We start from the raw sequence: 14,522 nt of genomic DNA on the forward strand, positions 1-14,522 counted from the left end.
TCTCGCCGAAAAAGGCGGCGGCTTCATGGCCATGCGCGCCCTTGCTGCTGCGGCAACTCGTCCCGTACCGTTGTTGTTCCATGATGGAACGCGGTCCGGCTGTTACTCTTCGGTCGGGACCAGGATCTCGCGTTTGCCCGCGTGATTGGCCGGGCCGATGATGCCTTCCTTCTCCATGCGTTCGATCAGCGAAGCGGCCCTGTTATAGCCGATGCCGAGGCGGCGCTGGACATAGGAGGTCGATGCCTTGCCGTCTCGAAGCACGATCGCGACGGCCTGATCGTAGGGATCGTCCGACTCGCCGAGATTGCCGGTTCCGATCGGACCGCCGCCGTCTTCGCCATCTTCATCGTCATCGATGGTGATGGCTTCCAGATACTGCGGCGAGCCTTGTGTCTTCAGATAGGCGACGATCTCCTCGACCTCGTGGTCGGAGACGAAGGGGCCGTGGACACGCTGGATGCGACCGCCGCCGGCCATATAGAGCATGTCGCCCATGCCGAGCAGCTGCTCTGCGCCCTGTTCGCCGAGGATGGTGCGGCTGTCGATCTTCGAGGTGACCTGGAAGGAAATACGGGTCGGGAAGTTCGCCTTGATCGTGCCGGTGATGACGTCGACCGAGGGACGCTGCGTTGCCATGATGACATGGATGCCGGCCGCACGTGCCATCTGGGCGAGCCGCTGTACGGCGCCTTCGATGTCCTTGCCGGCGACCATCATCAGGTCGGCCATTTCGTCGATGATCACGACGATATAGGGCAGGGGCTGCAGGTCGAACTCTTCCGTCTCGTAAATCGCTTCGCCGGTCTGACGATCGAAGCCGGTCTGGACGGTACGGGTCAGCACCTCGCCCTTCTCCAGCGCCTGGGCAACACGGGTGTTGAAGCCGTCGATGTTGCGCACACCGATCTTCGACATCTTCTTGTAGCGCTCTTCCATCTCGCGGACGGTCCATTTGAGCGCAACGACAGCCTTCTTCGGATCGGTCACCACCGGTGACAGCAGGTGCGGGATGCCGTCATAGACAGAGAGTTCCAGCATCTTCGGGTCAATCATGATCAGGCGGCACTGCTCCGGCGTCATCTTGTAAAGGAGCGACAGGATCATCGTGTTGATCGCGACCGACTTGCCCGAGCCGGTGGTGCCTGCGACGAGCAGATGCGGCATCTTGGCGAGGTCGGCGATCACGGGTTCGCCGCCGATCGTCTTGCCCAGTGCCATGGCGAGCTTCGCCTTGTTGCCGTCGAAGTCACGGCTGCCGATGAGTTCGCGCAGATATACGGTCTCGCGGGTCTGGTTCGGAAGTTCGATACCGATCGCGTTGCGGCCGGGCACGACCGCGACGCGCGCAGCGATCGCGCTCATCGAACGGGCGATGTCGTCTGCCAGACCGATGACACGGGAAGACTTGATGCCCGGTGCCGGCTCTAGCTCGTAAAGTGTTACGACAGGGCCGGGGCGGACATGGATGATCTCGCCCTTGACGCCGAAGTCGTCCAACACGCCTTCGAGCAGACGCGCATTGTGCTCCAGTGCTTCGGCCGACAAGGTGGCATCTCGCGCGACGGCGCGGGGCTCAGCGAGAAGATGCACCGACGGCAGCTGGAAGCCTTCCGGCCGCAGAAGCGATCCTTGCGCATCGCGGTCGACGCGTGCACCGGGTTTGGGCCGGGCGGCAGGTGCAACGACCCGGGCAGATGCGCCGCTTGCGCGTGCGCTTGCTGCCCGCGCGCCGCTGTCGGGAAGGATCCCGGCCGGACGAGGCATGTCGTCGAGATCGAAATCCTCGTCCTCGTCATCGAAGCTGCCGGTGGACATTGGCGGGGGCGAGACGATGGAACGGCCGACAGGGCGCGCAGGAGCGCCTTCCAGCGACGGCTCGACACGTGCGTTAAGTGGTAGGGCCTTTGCCCTCACGGGTTCGTTCAGGGTGCCGAACTCGTCATCATTGAAATCATAGGGCTGGTCGAAGTCGCGGTCGCGACGCTCGTTTGCCTTCAGGCCGAAAAGGCGGCGGACCCGGGCGCGCGCTGTATACCAGTTGTGCGTGACCGCACCCATCATCAGCGCGATCGGTCCCTCGCTGTCCTCGTCGTCTTCGCCGTCGTCGAAAACAGGTTCCTTCGGCTGGCGGCGCACGATCGGGGCGACGGGCTCATCGTCCTCGACCTGCTCGGACGCCTTGCCGAGAATGCCTGCGGCAAACAGCATCAACCATGTGGCGGGCAGCGCCAGAATGCCGCCGAGCACCATTGCGAATGTCGACGTCGGATAGGCGCCGATAAACAGCGCCGGAAAGCGCAGAATGAGGTCGCCCAGAACGCCGCCGGTGCCGCTCGGAAGTGGCCATGTGTTGGGCGGCGGAAAGCAGCCCACGGCGGCGGCTGCAATCAGCGCGCCCGCGAACCAGGCGGCGATCCGGGCCGGAATGCGGTTGAGCTTGCGTCCGCCGATGAGCGCGAAGGACCATGCGAGAACCGGCAACAAGGCCAGCAGGCTGCCAAGGCCGAAGAACTGCATCATCAGGTCTGCAAAGACGGCGCCTGGCAGACCAAGGATATTGGTGGGCGGATTGTCCGTTGCATAGGAGAGGCTTGGATCGGACACGTTCCAGGTGGCGAGCGCTGCCACTGCGAGCACCAGAAGCAGGAAGAGTGCAAAACCGGTCAGCGCGAAAATCTGCCGAAACAGGAACGCGGACAACGCGGAGCGGGTGGAATGCTCCGGAAGCGCTGCGGAATTGCTTCTGCTCATGGGGTCTCTGTCCGTCCTGTTGCCGGTGATGCCTTCGGACGCCCGGCGTGAACCGGGATCGCCATCTGGGACCCTACAGGATGGAGGGTTAATGGTGCATTAACCATGCGTTTGCGTCCCGCAGCGGGCGCTTCGCAAAAAAAAACGCCCGGGCGATGAGACCCGGGCGCTGCCGCATTTTTGGAGGTGAAGATCCGCCAGGGATCTTAGTTGTGGTAGGCGGCTTCGCCGTGCGAGGCGAGGTCGAGACCTTCGCGCTCGGCTTCGACCGGCACGCGCAGGCCAACGATCATGTCGACGATCTTGAAGAGGATGATCGACACGATACCGCACCACAGGACGGTGACGACAACGCCCTTGAGCTGAGCGAAGACCTGGGTGGCCGTGCCGGCATAGCCAGCTGCGAAGTCGGCTGTCGAGTAGTCGACGATACCAGCGCCGCCGAGGGCCGGGTTGACGAAGACGCCGACCAAAATCGCGCCCATGATGCCGCCAACGCCGTGGATGCCGAAGACGTCAGCCGTGTCGTCGTAGCCGAACTTGTTCTTCACGGTCGAGCAGAAGAAGTAGCAGACCGGGGAGACCACAAGGCCCATGACAATCGCGCCCATCGGGCCGGCGAAACCGGCGGCCGGGGTGATGACGACGAGACCGGCGATTGCACCGGAGACGGCGCCGAGCATCGAAGCCTTGCCACGCGAGAAGGTTTCGACAAGTGCCCAGGACAGGATTGCAGCAGCAGTTGCAAGGAAGGTGTTGATCATGGCGAGTGCGGCATAGCCGTTGGCTTCGAGGTTGGAGCCGGCGTTGAAGCCGAACCAGCCAACCCAGAGAAGGCCTGCGCCGATCAGGGTCATGGTCATGGAGTGCGGAGCCATCATGTCCTTGCCGTAGCCGGTACGCTTGCCGACCATGATCGCGCCGATCAGGCCTGCGACACCAGCATTGATGTGAACGACGGTGCCGCCAGCGAAGTCGATCGCGCCGAAGCCGAAGATCAGACCCGTCGGATCAGCATAGGCGCTCGGGCCGCCCCAGAACCAGACCATGTGCGCGATCGGGAAGTAGACGAAGGTGAGCCACAGGGCCGAGAACAGGATCACGGCCGAGAACTTCACGCGCTCGGCGAAGGCGCCGACGATGAGGCCAGGGGTGATGGCTGCGAAGGTCATCTGGAAGCAGACGAAAGCCAGCTCCGGAATGGCGACGCCCTTAGAGAAGCTTTCCGCCATGGTCGAGACGTCGACGCCGGCGAGGAACATCTTGGAGAAGCCGCCAACGAAGGAGTTGAGGCTGCCACCATTGGTGAAGGCGAGCGAGTAGCCGTAGATGACCCAGAGGATCATCGCCATGGCGGCGATCGTGGTGACCTGCATCAGGACCGACAGCATGTTCTTGGCGCGGACAAGGCCACCATAGAACAGGCCGAGGCCCGGGATCGTCATGAGAAGAACCAGCAGAGCCGAAACCAGCATCCAGGTGGTGTCGCCCTTATCGACGGTCATGGCGGGTGCCGCTGCGGCGACAGCTTCGGCTGCAGCCGGGGCTGCTTCCTGCGCGAAGGCGACAACCGGCGCCAGCAGGGCTGCGGACGCGGCGCCAATGCGCACGAGGTTGGAATTCAACTTGGCAAATGACATCAGTAACAACTCCCCTTACAGCCGTTCTTACAGCGCTTCGGTATTGGTTTCGCCGGTGCGGATGCGCACGGCCTGATCGATCGCGTAGACGAAGATCTTCCCGTCGCCGATCTGGCCGGTCTTGGCAGCAGAAGCGATCGCTTCAACGGCCTTGTCGGCAAGTTCGGACGAGACGGCGATTTCGATCTTCAGTTTCGGCAGAAAGCTGACGGCGTATTCGGTGCCGCGGTAGATTTCGGTGTGCCCCTTCTGGCGCCCATAGCCCTTGACCTCGGTCACGGTCAGGCCCTGGATCCCCACAGCCGTCAAGGCCTCGCGTACCTCGTCCAGCTTGAACGGCTTGATGATAGCCATCACAATCTTCATCTGGTTTCCCATCCTTTGCTTGTCCTCGGCTCGGAGCCGACTCTCCTTGCCGCCGGCAGGAACTTTCGCGCAGCGACTGACAAGTGACATTCAAAAGGCGTGCCAGATTCAGAATTTTCTATAAGTTATTGAAATGTAAAGCTTCTGTGAATTCGAGCTAATAAACAGGCAGTTGAATGCGCAATGTGCGCACAAAAAATGTGCACAAAAGAAAGTTTGATGCCGTTTTAGTCATTTGCTCGTTTGCGGATCAGGCCTTCCTGCGCCACCGACGCGACAAGCCGTCCATCCCGCGTAAATATGCTGCCGCGGGTCATGCCGCGGGCTCCGGCGGCACTGGGGCTGTCCTGCGTGTAGAGCAGCCAGTCGTCCAGCCGGCAGGGTCTGTGGAACCACATCGCATGGTCGAGGCTCGCCACCTGCAGCTCCGGATCGAAGATCGATGTGCCATGGGCGTAAAGCGAGGTGTCGAGCAGGGTCATGTCTGAGAGATAGGCGAGGATGGCCGCCTGATAGTGCCTGTCATCCGGCACAAGCCCCGAAGCCCGCACCCAGATATGCGCTTCGGGCTCGAGTTTCTCGCGTGACAGATAGTGGGTCAGCGACGTCGGGCGGATTTCGATCGGGCGTTCGCGCCCCCAGTATTTCTTCACCGTATCCGGCGCCTGCGCGAGGAAAGCAGCGCGGAACTCGGCTTCGCCCATCAGGGTTTCAGGGGCGGGCACGTTCGGGATCGACACCTGGTGGTCGAAGCCCGGCTCCTCCACCTGGAAGGATGCCGACATCGAGAAGATGGCCTTGCCATGCTGGATCGCGACGACGCGGCGCGTGGTGAAGGATGAGCCATCCCGGATGCGCTCGACCTGGTAGACGATCGGAATGGACGGGTCGCCCGGGCGCATGAAATAGGCATGCAGCGAATGAACGATGCGATCCGGATCGACGCAACGCTGTGCCGCCATCAGGGCTTGTGCGATGACGAGGCCGCCAAAGACCCGCTGCCAGCCATTTTGCGGGCTACTGCCACGAAACAGGTTTTCCTCAAGCTTTTCGAGATCGAGACGTTCGATCAGCTCCTGCATCGGTTTGGTCTGTCCAGCTGGCTGCGACATAATGCATTGCTCCGCTTATAGGCACCCGTTCAAGGCTGATCTATATAGGTGTCGTCAGGTCTACAAGAACAAAGGAATTTGCCATGCTGGATGTGCTCGTCGTCGGCGGAGGCTATGTCGGTCTGTCCGCAGCCGTTGCCATCAAGCAGGCTGCTCCCCACCTCGCGGTCGAAGTGGTCGAGGCGGCGCCCGAAGAAGCCTGGAAAAAGGATCTGCGCGCTTCCGCGATCATCGCGGCCGCCACCAAGATGCTCGATGTCTTTGGTCTCTGGGACCGAATCGAGCCCGATGCGCAGCCGATCACCCGGATGATCGTCACCGATTCGAAAACGTCGGACCCTGTGCGTCCCGTCTTCCTCACCTTTGACGGTGCGGTCGAGAACGGTCGACCCTTTGCGCATATGATTCCGAATGCCAGCATGGTCGCAGCGCTTCGCGAAGCCTGCGCCGATCGCGGGATCGCCATTCGTCACGGCCTGCGCGCGACCGGGTTTCGCGATACGGGGCCGAGTGCCGAACTGACGCTGTCTGACGGCAGCGTCGTTTCATCACGGCTTGTCGTTGCCTGCGATGGCGTGCGCTCGAAGCTCCGGGATCTTGCCGGCATCAAGACGGTCACCTGGCAATATGGCCAGTCCGGCATCGTGACCACCGTCGAACATGAGCGCCCGCATGATGGCGTTGCCGAAGAGCATTTCCTGCCTGCCGGCCCGTTTGCGATCCTGCCCCTCAAGGGCAAGCGCTCTTCGCTGGTCTGGACCGAGCGGACAGAGGATGCTGATAGGCTGGTTGCTTCGGATGATCTGGTTTTCGAGGCTGAGCTCGAACGGCGCTTCGGCCACAAGCTGGGCACGATCCGGGCGACGCCGGACCGCCGCGCATTTCCACTTGGCCTGACATTGGCCCGCGCCTTCATTGCGCCGCGTCTGGCTCTGGCCGGCGATGCCGCCCATGGCATTCACCCGATTTCGGGCCAGGGGCTCAATCTCGGCTTCAAGGACGTCGCAGCACTCGCCGAAACGGTGGTCGAGGCGGATCGTTTGGGGCTCGATATCGGTTCAGTGAATGTGCTTGAGCGCTATCAGATCTGGCGCCGGTTCGATACGTTCCGGATGGGTGTCACGACCGATGTGCTCAACCGGCTCTTCTCCAACGACATCACGCCGATCCGGGTGATGCGCGATTTCGGCCTCGGCATGGTTGATCGCATTCCGGGTCTGAAGAGCTACTTCATTCGCGAGGCAGCAGGTGCTTCCGGCCGCGATCGTCCTCGCCTGCTGGGCGGACAGAGCATCTGACCGCAGACCCCATGGGGGGGAAGCGAGGCGGCCTTGCTCAGGCCGGCATTTCGAGCTTGCGGGCTTCCGATACCAGCATGATCGGGATGCCGTCGCGGATCGGATAGGCCAGCCTGCCCTTCTCCGAGACGAGTTCGTTCTTCTCACGGTCCCATTTCAGCGTGCCCTGCGTCAGCGGGCACACCAGAAGCTCGAGCATCTTCGGATCGACAAGGCTGGTCGGATTGTCGGCCATCGGCTCACTGCAACATGGTGTCGGCATCGCCGAAGGTGCGTGCCAGCAGGATCTCGGTGATCGCAATCAGGGTCTCGGCGCGGGTCTTCAAATCCGGTGCCTCGAGCAGGGCCTGCTTTTCCGGCGGACCGAACGGCGACATCATCGACAGGGAGTTGACCAGGGTAAGGTTGGAGGCGCGTTCGACGCTCTCCCAGTCCGCTTCCAGCTTGTTGGCCTCCAGGTAAGCCTTGAAGGCGCCGAGCAGGCCCGCGCGGTCCACCTGTCCCTCATCCTCTGCGCTTGTCAGATCGGCGACGAAGGGGGCAATATGGAAGGTACGGAACGGCTTTGAAGTCTGGACCTCGTCAATCAGGCGAAAACGGCACACGCCCGCCAAAGACACGATGTAGCGACCGTCACCGGTCTCGGTAAACGAGGTGATCCGTCCGATGCAGCCGACCTGAGCCAGTTGCGGACGCTCGGGCAGGATGTTGGCCTGCACCTCGGTCATGGCGGGCTGGATCATCCCGATCAGCCGGTTGCCCGAGATTGCTGCGTCGAGCATGGCGAGGTAACGCGGCTCGAAGATGTTGAGGGGGAGCTGGCCGCCGGGCAGCAGCAGCACGCCGGAGATGGGGAAGACCGGGACCGTCTCTGGAAGGTCCGCAGCCGTCAAGTATCGGGCATTTCCCACTTGCATTGAAGCACATCCTGTCCGGAGAAAATCCGGTGTTCATTCTTGCTTCTATCTGGGTCGCGGCGGCCAAAACTCAAGGCCTGCGGCGGCTCACGAAAAGAGGATCGACGAGAGCTTGCGACGCGCCATGACGGTTGCCGGCTCCTTCGGACCCCAGACTTCGAAGAATTGCAGCAGCTGCTTGCGCGCGCCGTCGTCGTCGAAAGTGCGGTCGCGCTTCATGATCAGCAGCAGATGCTCTGCCGCTTCTTCGCGACGACCCTCGACATTCAGGATCTTGGCGAGCTTCATGCGTGCCTCGTGATCGTCGGGATTGAGCGACAGCGTGTGCTCAAGTGCCACAGGGTCACCCAGCTTGCGGGCCTCGTCGATCTGGTCGAGCCGCTTGAGAAGCGCCTGCACCTCTGGCGCCTTGGCCAGCTCCTCGGGCAGTTGCGTCAGAAGCTCCCGCGCCCTCTGATGCTGATTGGCGCCGATCATGCACTCCGCCAGACCTGCGATCGCCTGCGTATTGTCAGGGTCTGCCTGCAGGATTGCGGCGAAAAGCTGGGCTGCCCCATCGATGTCGCCGCCAGCAAGCAGGCCGGAGGCTTCTTCAAGCACAGCCGCGATCTCTGCCGCCTGATCGGCGCCAGCGGGCCCTGCCACCTTGTCGATGAATGCCTTGACCTGGCTTTCGGGCAGCGCGCCCATGAAGCCGTCCGCGGGTCGGCCGTTGACGAAGGCGACCACGGCGGGGATCGACTGGATGCCGAGCTGTCCGGCCACCGATGGATGGTCGTCGATGTTCATCTTGACCAGCTTCACGCGTCCGCCAGCTTCGGTGACCGCTTTTTCGATGATCGGTGTCAGCTGCTTGCACGGACCGCACCAGGGGGCCCAGAAATCGACCAGAACCGGCTGGTTGCGCGATTCGTCCATGACGTCGCGGGCAAAATTGGCCGTGGTGGTGTCCTTGATGAGTTCACCTGCCGGCGGAGCCGCTGCAGCGGGGCCACCGAACTGGGCCGTCATGGTCTGGTTGCCATAGCCGCCGTAAGGGTTGCCGTAGTCGCTCATCATGCATCTCCCGCCTGTTTCGCGACCTACAGGTGGCCGCCGTCATTGCCGTTAAGATCGTATGTCAGGCCGTGACTTTCAAGACAAGCGGCGTGTGGCCGGTCGCCTCCATGAAGCGGACGAGATCGTCACGGCTGATCGAGGTCGTGGCGTCATTGGAGAGCGGATGGCAATTGATGATCTCGTGCTCCATCAGATCCGTGTCGAGGACGAAGGTCACGTTCTTGCCCGTATCGTTGATCGCGCCAAAGGCGGTCACGGCCCCTGGCACCACGCCGAGATATTCCATCAGCTTCTCCGGCTTTCCGAAGGACACCTTGCTGGCCGCGCCAATGATCGTGTGCACGGTTTTCAGATCGACGGAGGCATTTTCTTCTACCGTCAGCAGGAAGAAGTTGTCCTTCTTGTCCTTCACGAAGAGGTTTTTGGTGTGGCCGCCGGGGATCTCGTCGCGCAACGACACCGATTCCGCAACAGTGAAGACCGGCGGATGGGTCTTCGTCTTGTGGGCTGCTCCCAGTTCATCGAGGAAACGGAAGAGATCGTCTGCTGTTTTCGGCGTCGTCATGGTGCCTCGCTTCAAATGTCAGGGTTTTGCCCGGGCCATCTACTCGATTTCTGTTCGAGCCATAGGCTCAAGACCGACATACTGCAATCTTTCTTGGCGCCAAAAACCCCGCAAAAGCTGAGCTTTGTCAGCCTGTTGTGAAGATTTCGAATTTTTTTGCCCCTGATCCGTCATTTCCCTGTTGCATTTAAAAATCGTTTGGGCCATATAGCGCCCGTCGCCGCAAGACGGACGGCCCACGATCCAGACACTACCCCAGGATCGAGGTTATGAGCGGGTGTAGCTCAGGGGTAGAGCACAACCTTGCCAAGGTTGGGGTCGAGCGTTCGAATCGCTTCACCCGCTCCATTTTCTCTCAGAATATCAGTGAGTTACGGCCTTCGGGCCAGCAAGTTCGGCGTTCGTGTCTCGACGCGGGCAGCACCTGGGCAGCACGAGTGCGTTTGCGTCTCCGTCGGCTGTTGATCGCGCTGGTTTTATGCGGCCTTGCTGGATGCCAAACCAACGCCGAATATCAAGCGAACGTGAACGCTAGCCTGGACGCTCGCCTCGAGGCCTATACCGGCAGGTCGATGGCCGAGTTCATCGGCCGCACAGGGATGCAGCCCGAAAGCAGCTATAACGTTAGCGAAGGCCGCGTCTTCGTGTTCAGGACGATCCCCGTCTACATGACCCTCCCCGCTACCCACGTCACGCCGGCCGTGACGACCTCGGCACAGTGCCAGCTTCTCATTCGGGCAGTTCGGACGAGCCCGGAGCTCGTGGCGAATAGCTGGAAGATCATGGGCACCCAGCGGAACGGGCCGTGCAACAATCTCCAAATATGGTGAAACGAGACCTTTCTTCCTGTTCCTCGGCGATCAGGCGGCGTGCAACAAAATGGTGCGGTCTTCGGTTAACACGGCAAACGTTCATGGGAGCGCTGCATGAGCACCAAAAAGAAAGTGCGAGCGACGGTCGGGCGCAACGAAAAACGTGCATGTCAACAATTTAGTGGATTATTTCCAATCAGTATGCATACTGCGGAGCACAAGAACCTTGTAACTTGTTGATTTTCAAGGGTAATGCCAATTCACCTGCTGACTTAAAATCGAGTCAGATCAACAGTTTACCTTAGTCCAATGCTTGGAGCGGAGCCATGGAACTGAAGCGAATCAACGATTCAGCACAGCGAAATCAACAGCAAGCCGGCCAGCAGCGCATTAATAATCTTGATACGCGGATCTCGCATGAGACTGCAGAGGCACTTCGGCAGGTGGATGCCAATATCCGGGCTGCCGAGCAGAAGGCCGGCCTGCTTCTTGTCGCGTAATCAGTTGCCGCTTCGTTTTAGGTTAGTCCTCTAATGACCATAACGGCTGTCTTGCTGGACGGGAGTGGTTGGGCGCAGCTCAAGGCAATTCTCGACGACAAACAGTTGAACCCGCATCTCACTGAAAAATTGGTTGAGCAACTGCAGGCGCTGGGCGCCCAGACATTTCTCATGGAAGACGAGTACGTGGATCGCGATTTCAGCGACGCGTTCGCAGCTTACTACTCCCGTCTCTTCAAACGTCACAGCAAAATTTGCAGACGCATCCACTTCTTCAGTCAAAGCTTGGAAACGGTCCTTAACAGTCCCTCTGACGCCGAGATGGCAGAGGCATTAGAGGGCTGCCAGAAAGATTATCTGGGGTTCGTAGTACTTAGACCTGTCCACCAAGCTCCCATCGCTTCTGCTGTTTTGCGAACCCCCGTTCCACCGCCAGGCCATGAAGCGCACCCTTTGGTGCGAGCGAAGTACCACGTCCACCTGCTAGGGGCGGAACTTCTGATCGAGGCTTTTCCGATGACACAGCAGGATCAAAGAATCGGGGCGTGTGCTCAAGCCACCATCTGGTCAGCTGCTCGGCATTTCCATGCGCGACATAGTGGGCCATGGGTCTCAATGGTCAGCGTAACCGAAGCGGCGATGATGCAAGAGGTGTTTACCGCGAGCTCCACCCTGCCGAACGGTTCCGAATTCTTGAGCCTTAGCGGCATGGTGTCTGCGCTACGGGTCTCTGGGCGCAAGCCTCTAATTTACATGGCCGATGGCCCCCATGCCACATGGCAGGGGATACGTCCTACGGACGTCATCAATAGGTACGTTGATTCCGGAATCCCAGTGATTGTTGGACTAGCCTTCCCCGCCCAAAATATTGGCCACGCCGTTATTGCGTCGGGACAGGTTTTCTCACAGGCTGCTCCAATATCTACAGACCTGCCTCCTCGTCCCACGCGAGGGTCTTTTTGCTCTGCCTTTTATGTCAATGATGATCAACGAGGGCCAAATCTGCGCATGCCCGTAAATCAGGGCGATGCGGTCGGTGAAACTGACTACAGCGTGCAACAAAACGTCAAGTTTCTGATCATACCTCTGCCCGATAAAGTATTCCTGCCGGCAGAGAAGGCAGAACTGTTCGCGTGGGATCTCATCGCGAAATACGCTATGAATTGGTCGTCATTGAAAGCTTCAGAGACCTTGGGTGGCTCCGAGGCCCTTGGTGACGACTTTACCCAGGCGCTGAATTCGAATTCAGTCGTGGCCCGGACGTATTTAACGTACGGGTGGAAGTACAAACACCGGATGTTGCGCAACCAACTCACGAACGCAACAAAGAGCTTGCTAAACTTTACCGAGCTACCCCGGTATGTTTGGGTAACTGAATTTGGTACAGTGGATTCCTTCGCTCCAACCTCCCCGGCGGACAGACGGATCTTCTCCCACTGCGTTGTTGATGCGACTGCTAAGAACATGGGTGAAGATAGCTGCCTGTTCTTCCACGCCCCAGGTTTGGCCATCCGCAGAACTCACAGTGTTACCGAGCCATACGGCCCGTATGAACAGTCGACCCATGCTATACTAGATGACCAGAGCTACTTTCCGAAAATACGTGGTCGTCTAGATTTTAAGTCATACGCAGCTTGAAACTGCTTTTTGCCTTAGAGAACCGCTGCGTTGTGCCGCTCACTCAATTCGCCGAACCGGATCGCACCTCCAAGCCGTAAGGCGGCGCCACGCCGCTGATGCTCTTCGCGGGGTCTGAGTCACGTGGTGGGACGCGCGGTCTCTTCGGCTTCCTGACGAAGGGGCTGCAAAGGTCGCTTTAGGATGATGAACTGATGTTCTTGCAGCTGAGCGCGAAAGAATTTCCGCCGGCTGAAATCAGTCTTCCCATGGTTCATCAAGATTGATGCCAGTGATGTTACCCAAATCATAAAAAGCCTGCATGTGTAGGTGCAGGTTGACCCTCGATGCGACGTTTTTCTGAGGTGAGTTGATGCCGAGCGCCGGGTTAATGACGGTTTGCCTGATCATAAACTCGCCCCAAACGCCAGCGCCGTCGACCTGTTGCCATTCCGGGCTGTTCAAAATTTCTGAGGCGGCGTCATCATAGTCCCAATCGTCGGGGCGGTTTCGCGCAGAAAGCCAGCCATTCCTTAATGCAAGATCGATGCGTGGCTTAGGACGGCTTGCAATTCCCTGCTCACGCGGGCGAGTGCTTCCCCAATCGCCGTAGGTGATCCTCTGGCGATTGGTCAACTGGCGAAGTTCTGTCAGGAACTCGCGATTGTCGAAAACTGCGAGCTCAGTCCCTTCAATGTCAGCAAAATCCTTTGGGATTGTTGTGTATGAAACGACGATCGGAACCTGGGCGCCAATCTCACTTAGCTGCGTCGTAATCGTGTTCGCGATCCGTAAGCGCGCTGGCTGAGTATCTGCGAGCCAGCCTGCGTCCAACATGATCGCGTAGTCGGCAGATCCAACTTCATTAATGGCTGAGATCACGTCTGCGATGTTCGGAGGGAACCGCCTTAGATCAATTCGGAATGCGAATGTGCGCTCCATCTCTTGGAACGCGGCTATCTGGTTGATAATCTGCGCACGGCTGCATCCTGCCACCTGTAGGCACGGACTAGCGTTAGGGACGCCCTCGACGAAGCCGATCCAGTTTGCGTACCCATCCGCCGGATCTTGTAATTCGAGCCATTGCTGTTGAGCTTGAACCTCGAAATTGGTGATCTGGTAGTCCTTGTCGATGTCCAGAAAGAATGGGCGCGCAGGAAAGGCCTTAACGACCCGGTCTATGGCCCTCATCAGGTCCAGTGCGTTCGGCCAAGGAGCGAGGAGGAATGTCGGCTGAAGCCTGTCCTTTGTTGCGGCGGGCAACCGCTCCAAACCGTTCATTTCGCTCGCACGAATTGAGAGAGTGGGAACGTAGTTTAGATTTTCGATATCTACTGCCATCGCCCGTCGCAATCCGCTGTTCACGCTGCCATTCGAATCTCCATAGCAGCTTTAGATACTCCGAACTGCTCCGCAAGTAACTCAACGGTTGTCTCACTGAGGTTTTCACCGCCATATTGCCTGAATGCGCTTTGCAGGGCATTTTCAGGCATTACGATCTGTGCCGCCAGCCGATTGGCCTCGTACTCGATATGCTCAGCCGCGCCAGATCGATAGAGCACGTTGTCAGTCAGCTTTCCTCCCATTCCATCGATGGTATCGCGGTGCAGCAAGAAATGCGCAATTTCATGCGCGAGGGTGAACCTCTGTCGCTGCTTGCTCTCGTGTCGATTGATCTTGATCTGATACCGGCCGTCCAACTTGGAAATCTCGCCGGATATGCTTAACGGCAACGAGGAAAGCACCACCTCGACGCCAAGGTCTTTCGCGATCGCTCCTAACTTCACCGGAACGGAGCCCAGGTGTCGTTCAAGAACTTTCCGATCTTCGTCTCTGAGTTTTTGCCACTCTCTCGATGAGGATGTCATGGTGGTTGACCTCT

The 14,522-nt window shown here is 59.5% G+C and carries 14 protein-coding genes and 1 tRNA gene; 5 read left to right on the forward strand and 10 right to left on the reverse strand.

Annotated features, from left to right (window positions below; translation table 11 throughout):
* Positions 1-102: 102 nt before the first annotated feature.
* The 4 genes from AC02Y0_RS19445 to tesB form a co-directional block, all read right to left on the reverse strand.
* On the reverse strand, positions 103-2,754 hold the full coding sequence (locus AC02Y0_RS19445; protein WP_476380590.1) for an FtsK/SpoIIIE family DNA translocase: 2,652 nt from the start codon (positions 2,752-2,754) through the stop codon (positions 103-105).
* A gap of 206 nt (positions 2,755-2,960) precedes the next feature.
* The gene (locus AC02Y0_RS19450; protein WP_444556798.1) at positions 2,961-4,394 is read right to left on the reverse strand and encodes an ammonium transporter; all 1,434 of its coding nucleotides are present in this window, start codon (positions 4,392-4,394) and stop codon (positions 2,961-2,963) included.
* A 27-nt stretch (positions 4,395-4,421) separates the two neighbouring features.
* Positions 4,422-4,772: a P-II family nitrogen regulator gene (locus AC02Y0_RS19455; RefSeq protein WP_076396987.1), complete on the reverse strand. Its 351-nt coding sequence runs from the start codon at positions 4,770-4,772 to the stop codon at positions 4,422-4,424.
* Positions 4,773-4,987: 215 nt separating this feature from the next.
* Complete coding sequence (tesB, locus tag AC02Y0_RS19460) at positions 4,988-5,872, reverse strand: acyl-CoA thioesterase II (protein ID WP_444556799.1); 885 nt, start codon at positions 5,870-5,872, stop codon at positions 4,988-4,990.
* A gap of 83 nt (positions 5,873-5,955) precedes the next feature.
* Between tesB and AC02Y0_RS19465 the strand changes: the two genes are divergently transcribed.
* Positions 5,956-7,170 (forward strand): ubiquinone biosynthesis hydroxylase, encoded by a 1,215-nt coding sequence (locus tag AC02Y0_RS19465; protein WP_476380592.1) that lies wholly within the window; start codon positions 5,956-5,958, stop codon positions 7,168-7,170.
* Between the two features lie 37 nt (positions 7,171-7,207).
* Here the strand turns inward: AC02Y0_RS19465 and AC02Y0_RS19470 are convergent, their stop codons facing one another.
* The 4 genes from AC02Y0_RS19470 to AC02Y0_RS19485 form a co-directional block, all read right to left on the reverse strand.
* Complete coding sequence (locus AC02Y0_RS19470; RefSeq protein ID WP_102021130.1) at positions 7,208-7,405, reverse strand: Trm112 family protein; 198 nt, start codon at positions 7,403-7,405, stop codon at positions 7,208-7,210.
* Between the two features lie 4 nt (positions 7,406-7,409).
* Positions 7,410-8,087, reverse strand: a complete 678-nt coding sequence (locus AC02Y0_RS19475; RefSeq protein ID WP_476380594.1) for an LON peptidase substrate-binding domain-containing protein — start codon at positions 8,085-8,087, stop codon at positions 7,410-7,412.
* Positions 8,088-8,174: 87 nt separating this feature from the next.
* Positions 8,175-9,143, reverse strand: coding sequence for a thioredoxin (gene trxA, locus AC02Y0_RS19480; protein ID WP_476380596.1), 969 nt, complete (start codon positions 9,141-9,143; stop codon positions 8,175-8,177).
* 64 nt (positions 9,144-9,207) lie between these two features.
* Entirely contained in the window at positions 9,208-9,711 is a 504-nt protein-coding gene (locus AC02Y0_RS19485; protein ID WP_476380598.1) for a prolyl-tRNA synthetase associated domain-containing protein, read from the reverse strand.
* A gap of 273 nt (positions 9,712-9,984) precedes the next feature.
* Here AC02Y0_RS19485 and AC02Y0_RS19490 point away from each other — a divergent pair.
* The 4 genes from AC02Y0_RS19490 (at position 9,985) to AC02Y0_RS19505 (ending at position 12,661) form a co-directional block, all read left to right on the forward strand.
* A tRNA-Gly gene (locus AC02Y0_RS19490) sits at positions 9,985-10,059 on the forward strand.
* 176 nt (positions 10,060-10,235) lie between these two features.
* Positions 10,236-10,541 carry a hypothetical protein gene (locus tag AC02Y0_RS19495; RefSeq protein WP_476380600.1) on the forward strand — a complete coding sequence of 102 codons (306 nt, stop codon included), beginning with the start codon at positions 10,236-10,238 and terminating at the stop codon, positions 10,539-10,541.
* A gap of 308 nt (positions 10,542-10,849) precedes the next feature.
* Complete coding sequence (locus AC02Y0_RS19500) at positions 10,850-11,023, forward strand: hypothetical protein (protein ID WP_476380601.1); 174 nt, start codon at positions 10,850-10,852, stop codon at positions 11,021-11,023.
* Between the two features lie 33 nt (positions 11,024-11,056).
* A complete protein-coding gene (locus tag AC02Y0_RS19505) occupies positions 11,057-12,661 on the forward strand; it encodes a hypothetical protein (protein ID WP_476380603.1) in 1,605 nt (534 codons plus the stop codon).
* 237 nt (positions 12,662-12,898) lie between these two features.
* On the opposite strand, the gene AC02Y0_RS19510 is transcribed toward AC02Y0_RS19505, so the two are convergent.
* Both AC02Y0_RS19510 and AC02Y0_RS19515 read right to left on the reverse strand, forming a co-directional pair.
* A complete protein-coding gene (locus tag AC02Y0_RS19510) occupies positions 12,899-13,981 on the reverse strand; it encodes a beta family protein (protein WP_476380605.1) in 1,083 nt (360 codons plus the stop codon).
* A gap of 20 nt (positions 13,982-14,001) precedes the next feature.
* Positions 14,002-14,508, reverse strand: a complete 507-nt coding sequence (locus tag AC02Y0_RS19515; protein ID WP_476380607.1) for an ImmA/IrrE family metallo-endopeptidase — start codon at positions 14,506-14,508, stop codon at positions 14,002-14,004.
* Positions 14,509-14,522: the final 14 nt, after the last annotated feature.

This window comes from Allorhizobium sp. nf9_anc (assembly GCF_056323085.1).

Bases quoted from the DNA above. Each gene is read 5' to 3' on its own strand.
- AC02Y0_RS19465 (WP_476380592.1), top strand. From the start codon at position 5,956: ATGCTGGATGTGCTCGTCGTCGGCGGAGGCTATGTCGGTCTGTCCGCA.
- trxA (WP_476380596.1), bottom strand. From the start codon at position 9,143: ATGAGCGACTACGGCAACCCTTACGGCGGCTATGGCAACCAGACCATG.
- AC02Y0_RS19475 (WP_476380594.1), bottom strand. From the start codon at position 8,087: ATGCAAGTGGGAAATGCCCGATACTTGACGGCTGCGGACCTTCCAGAG.
- AC02Y0_RS19500 (WP_476380601.1), top strand. From the start codon at position 10,850: ATGGAACTGAAGCGAATCAACGATTCAGCACAGCGAAATCAACAGCAA.
- AC02Y0_RS19485 (WP_476380598.1), bottom strand. From the start codon at position 9,711: ATGACGACGCCGAAAACAGCAGACGATCTCTTCCGTTTCCTCGATGAA.
- AC02Y0_RS19450 (WP_444556798.1), bottom strand. From the start codon at position 4,394: ATGTCATTTGCCAAGTTGAATTCCAACCTCGTGCGCATTGGCGCCGCG.
- AC02Y0_RS19455 (WP_076396987.1), bottom strand. From the start codon at position 4,772: ATGGGAAACCAGATGAAGATTGTGATGGCTATCATCAAGCCGTTCAAG.
- tesB (WP_444556799.1), bottom strand. From the start codon at position 5,872: ATGTCGCAGCCAGCTGGACAGACCAAACCGATGCAGGAGCTGATCGAA.
- AC02Y0_RS19505 (WP_476380603.1), top strand. From the start codon at position 11,057: ATGACCATAACGGCTGTCTTGCTGGACGGGAGTGGTTGGGCGCAGCTC.
- AC02Y0_RS19515 (WP_476380607.1), bottom strand. From the start codon at position 14,508: ATGACATCCTCATCGAGAGAGTGGCAAAAACTCAGAGACGAAGATCGG.
- AC02Y0_RS19510 (WP_476380605.1), bottom strand. From the start codon at position 13,981: ATGGCAGTAGATATCGAAAATCTAAACTACGTTCCCACTCTCTCAATT.
- AC02Y0_RS19445 (WP_476380590.1), bottom strand. From the start codon at position 2,754: ATGAGCAGAAGCAATTCCGCAGCGCTTCCGGAGCATTCCACCCGCTCC.
- AC02Y0_RS19470 (WP_102021130.1), bottom strand. From the start codon at position 7,405: ATGGCCGACAATCCGACCAGCCTTGTCGATCCGAAGATGCTCGAGCTT.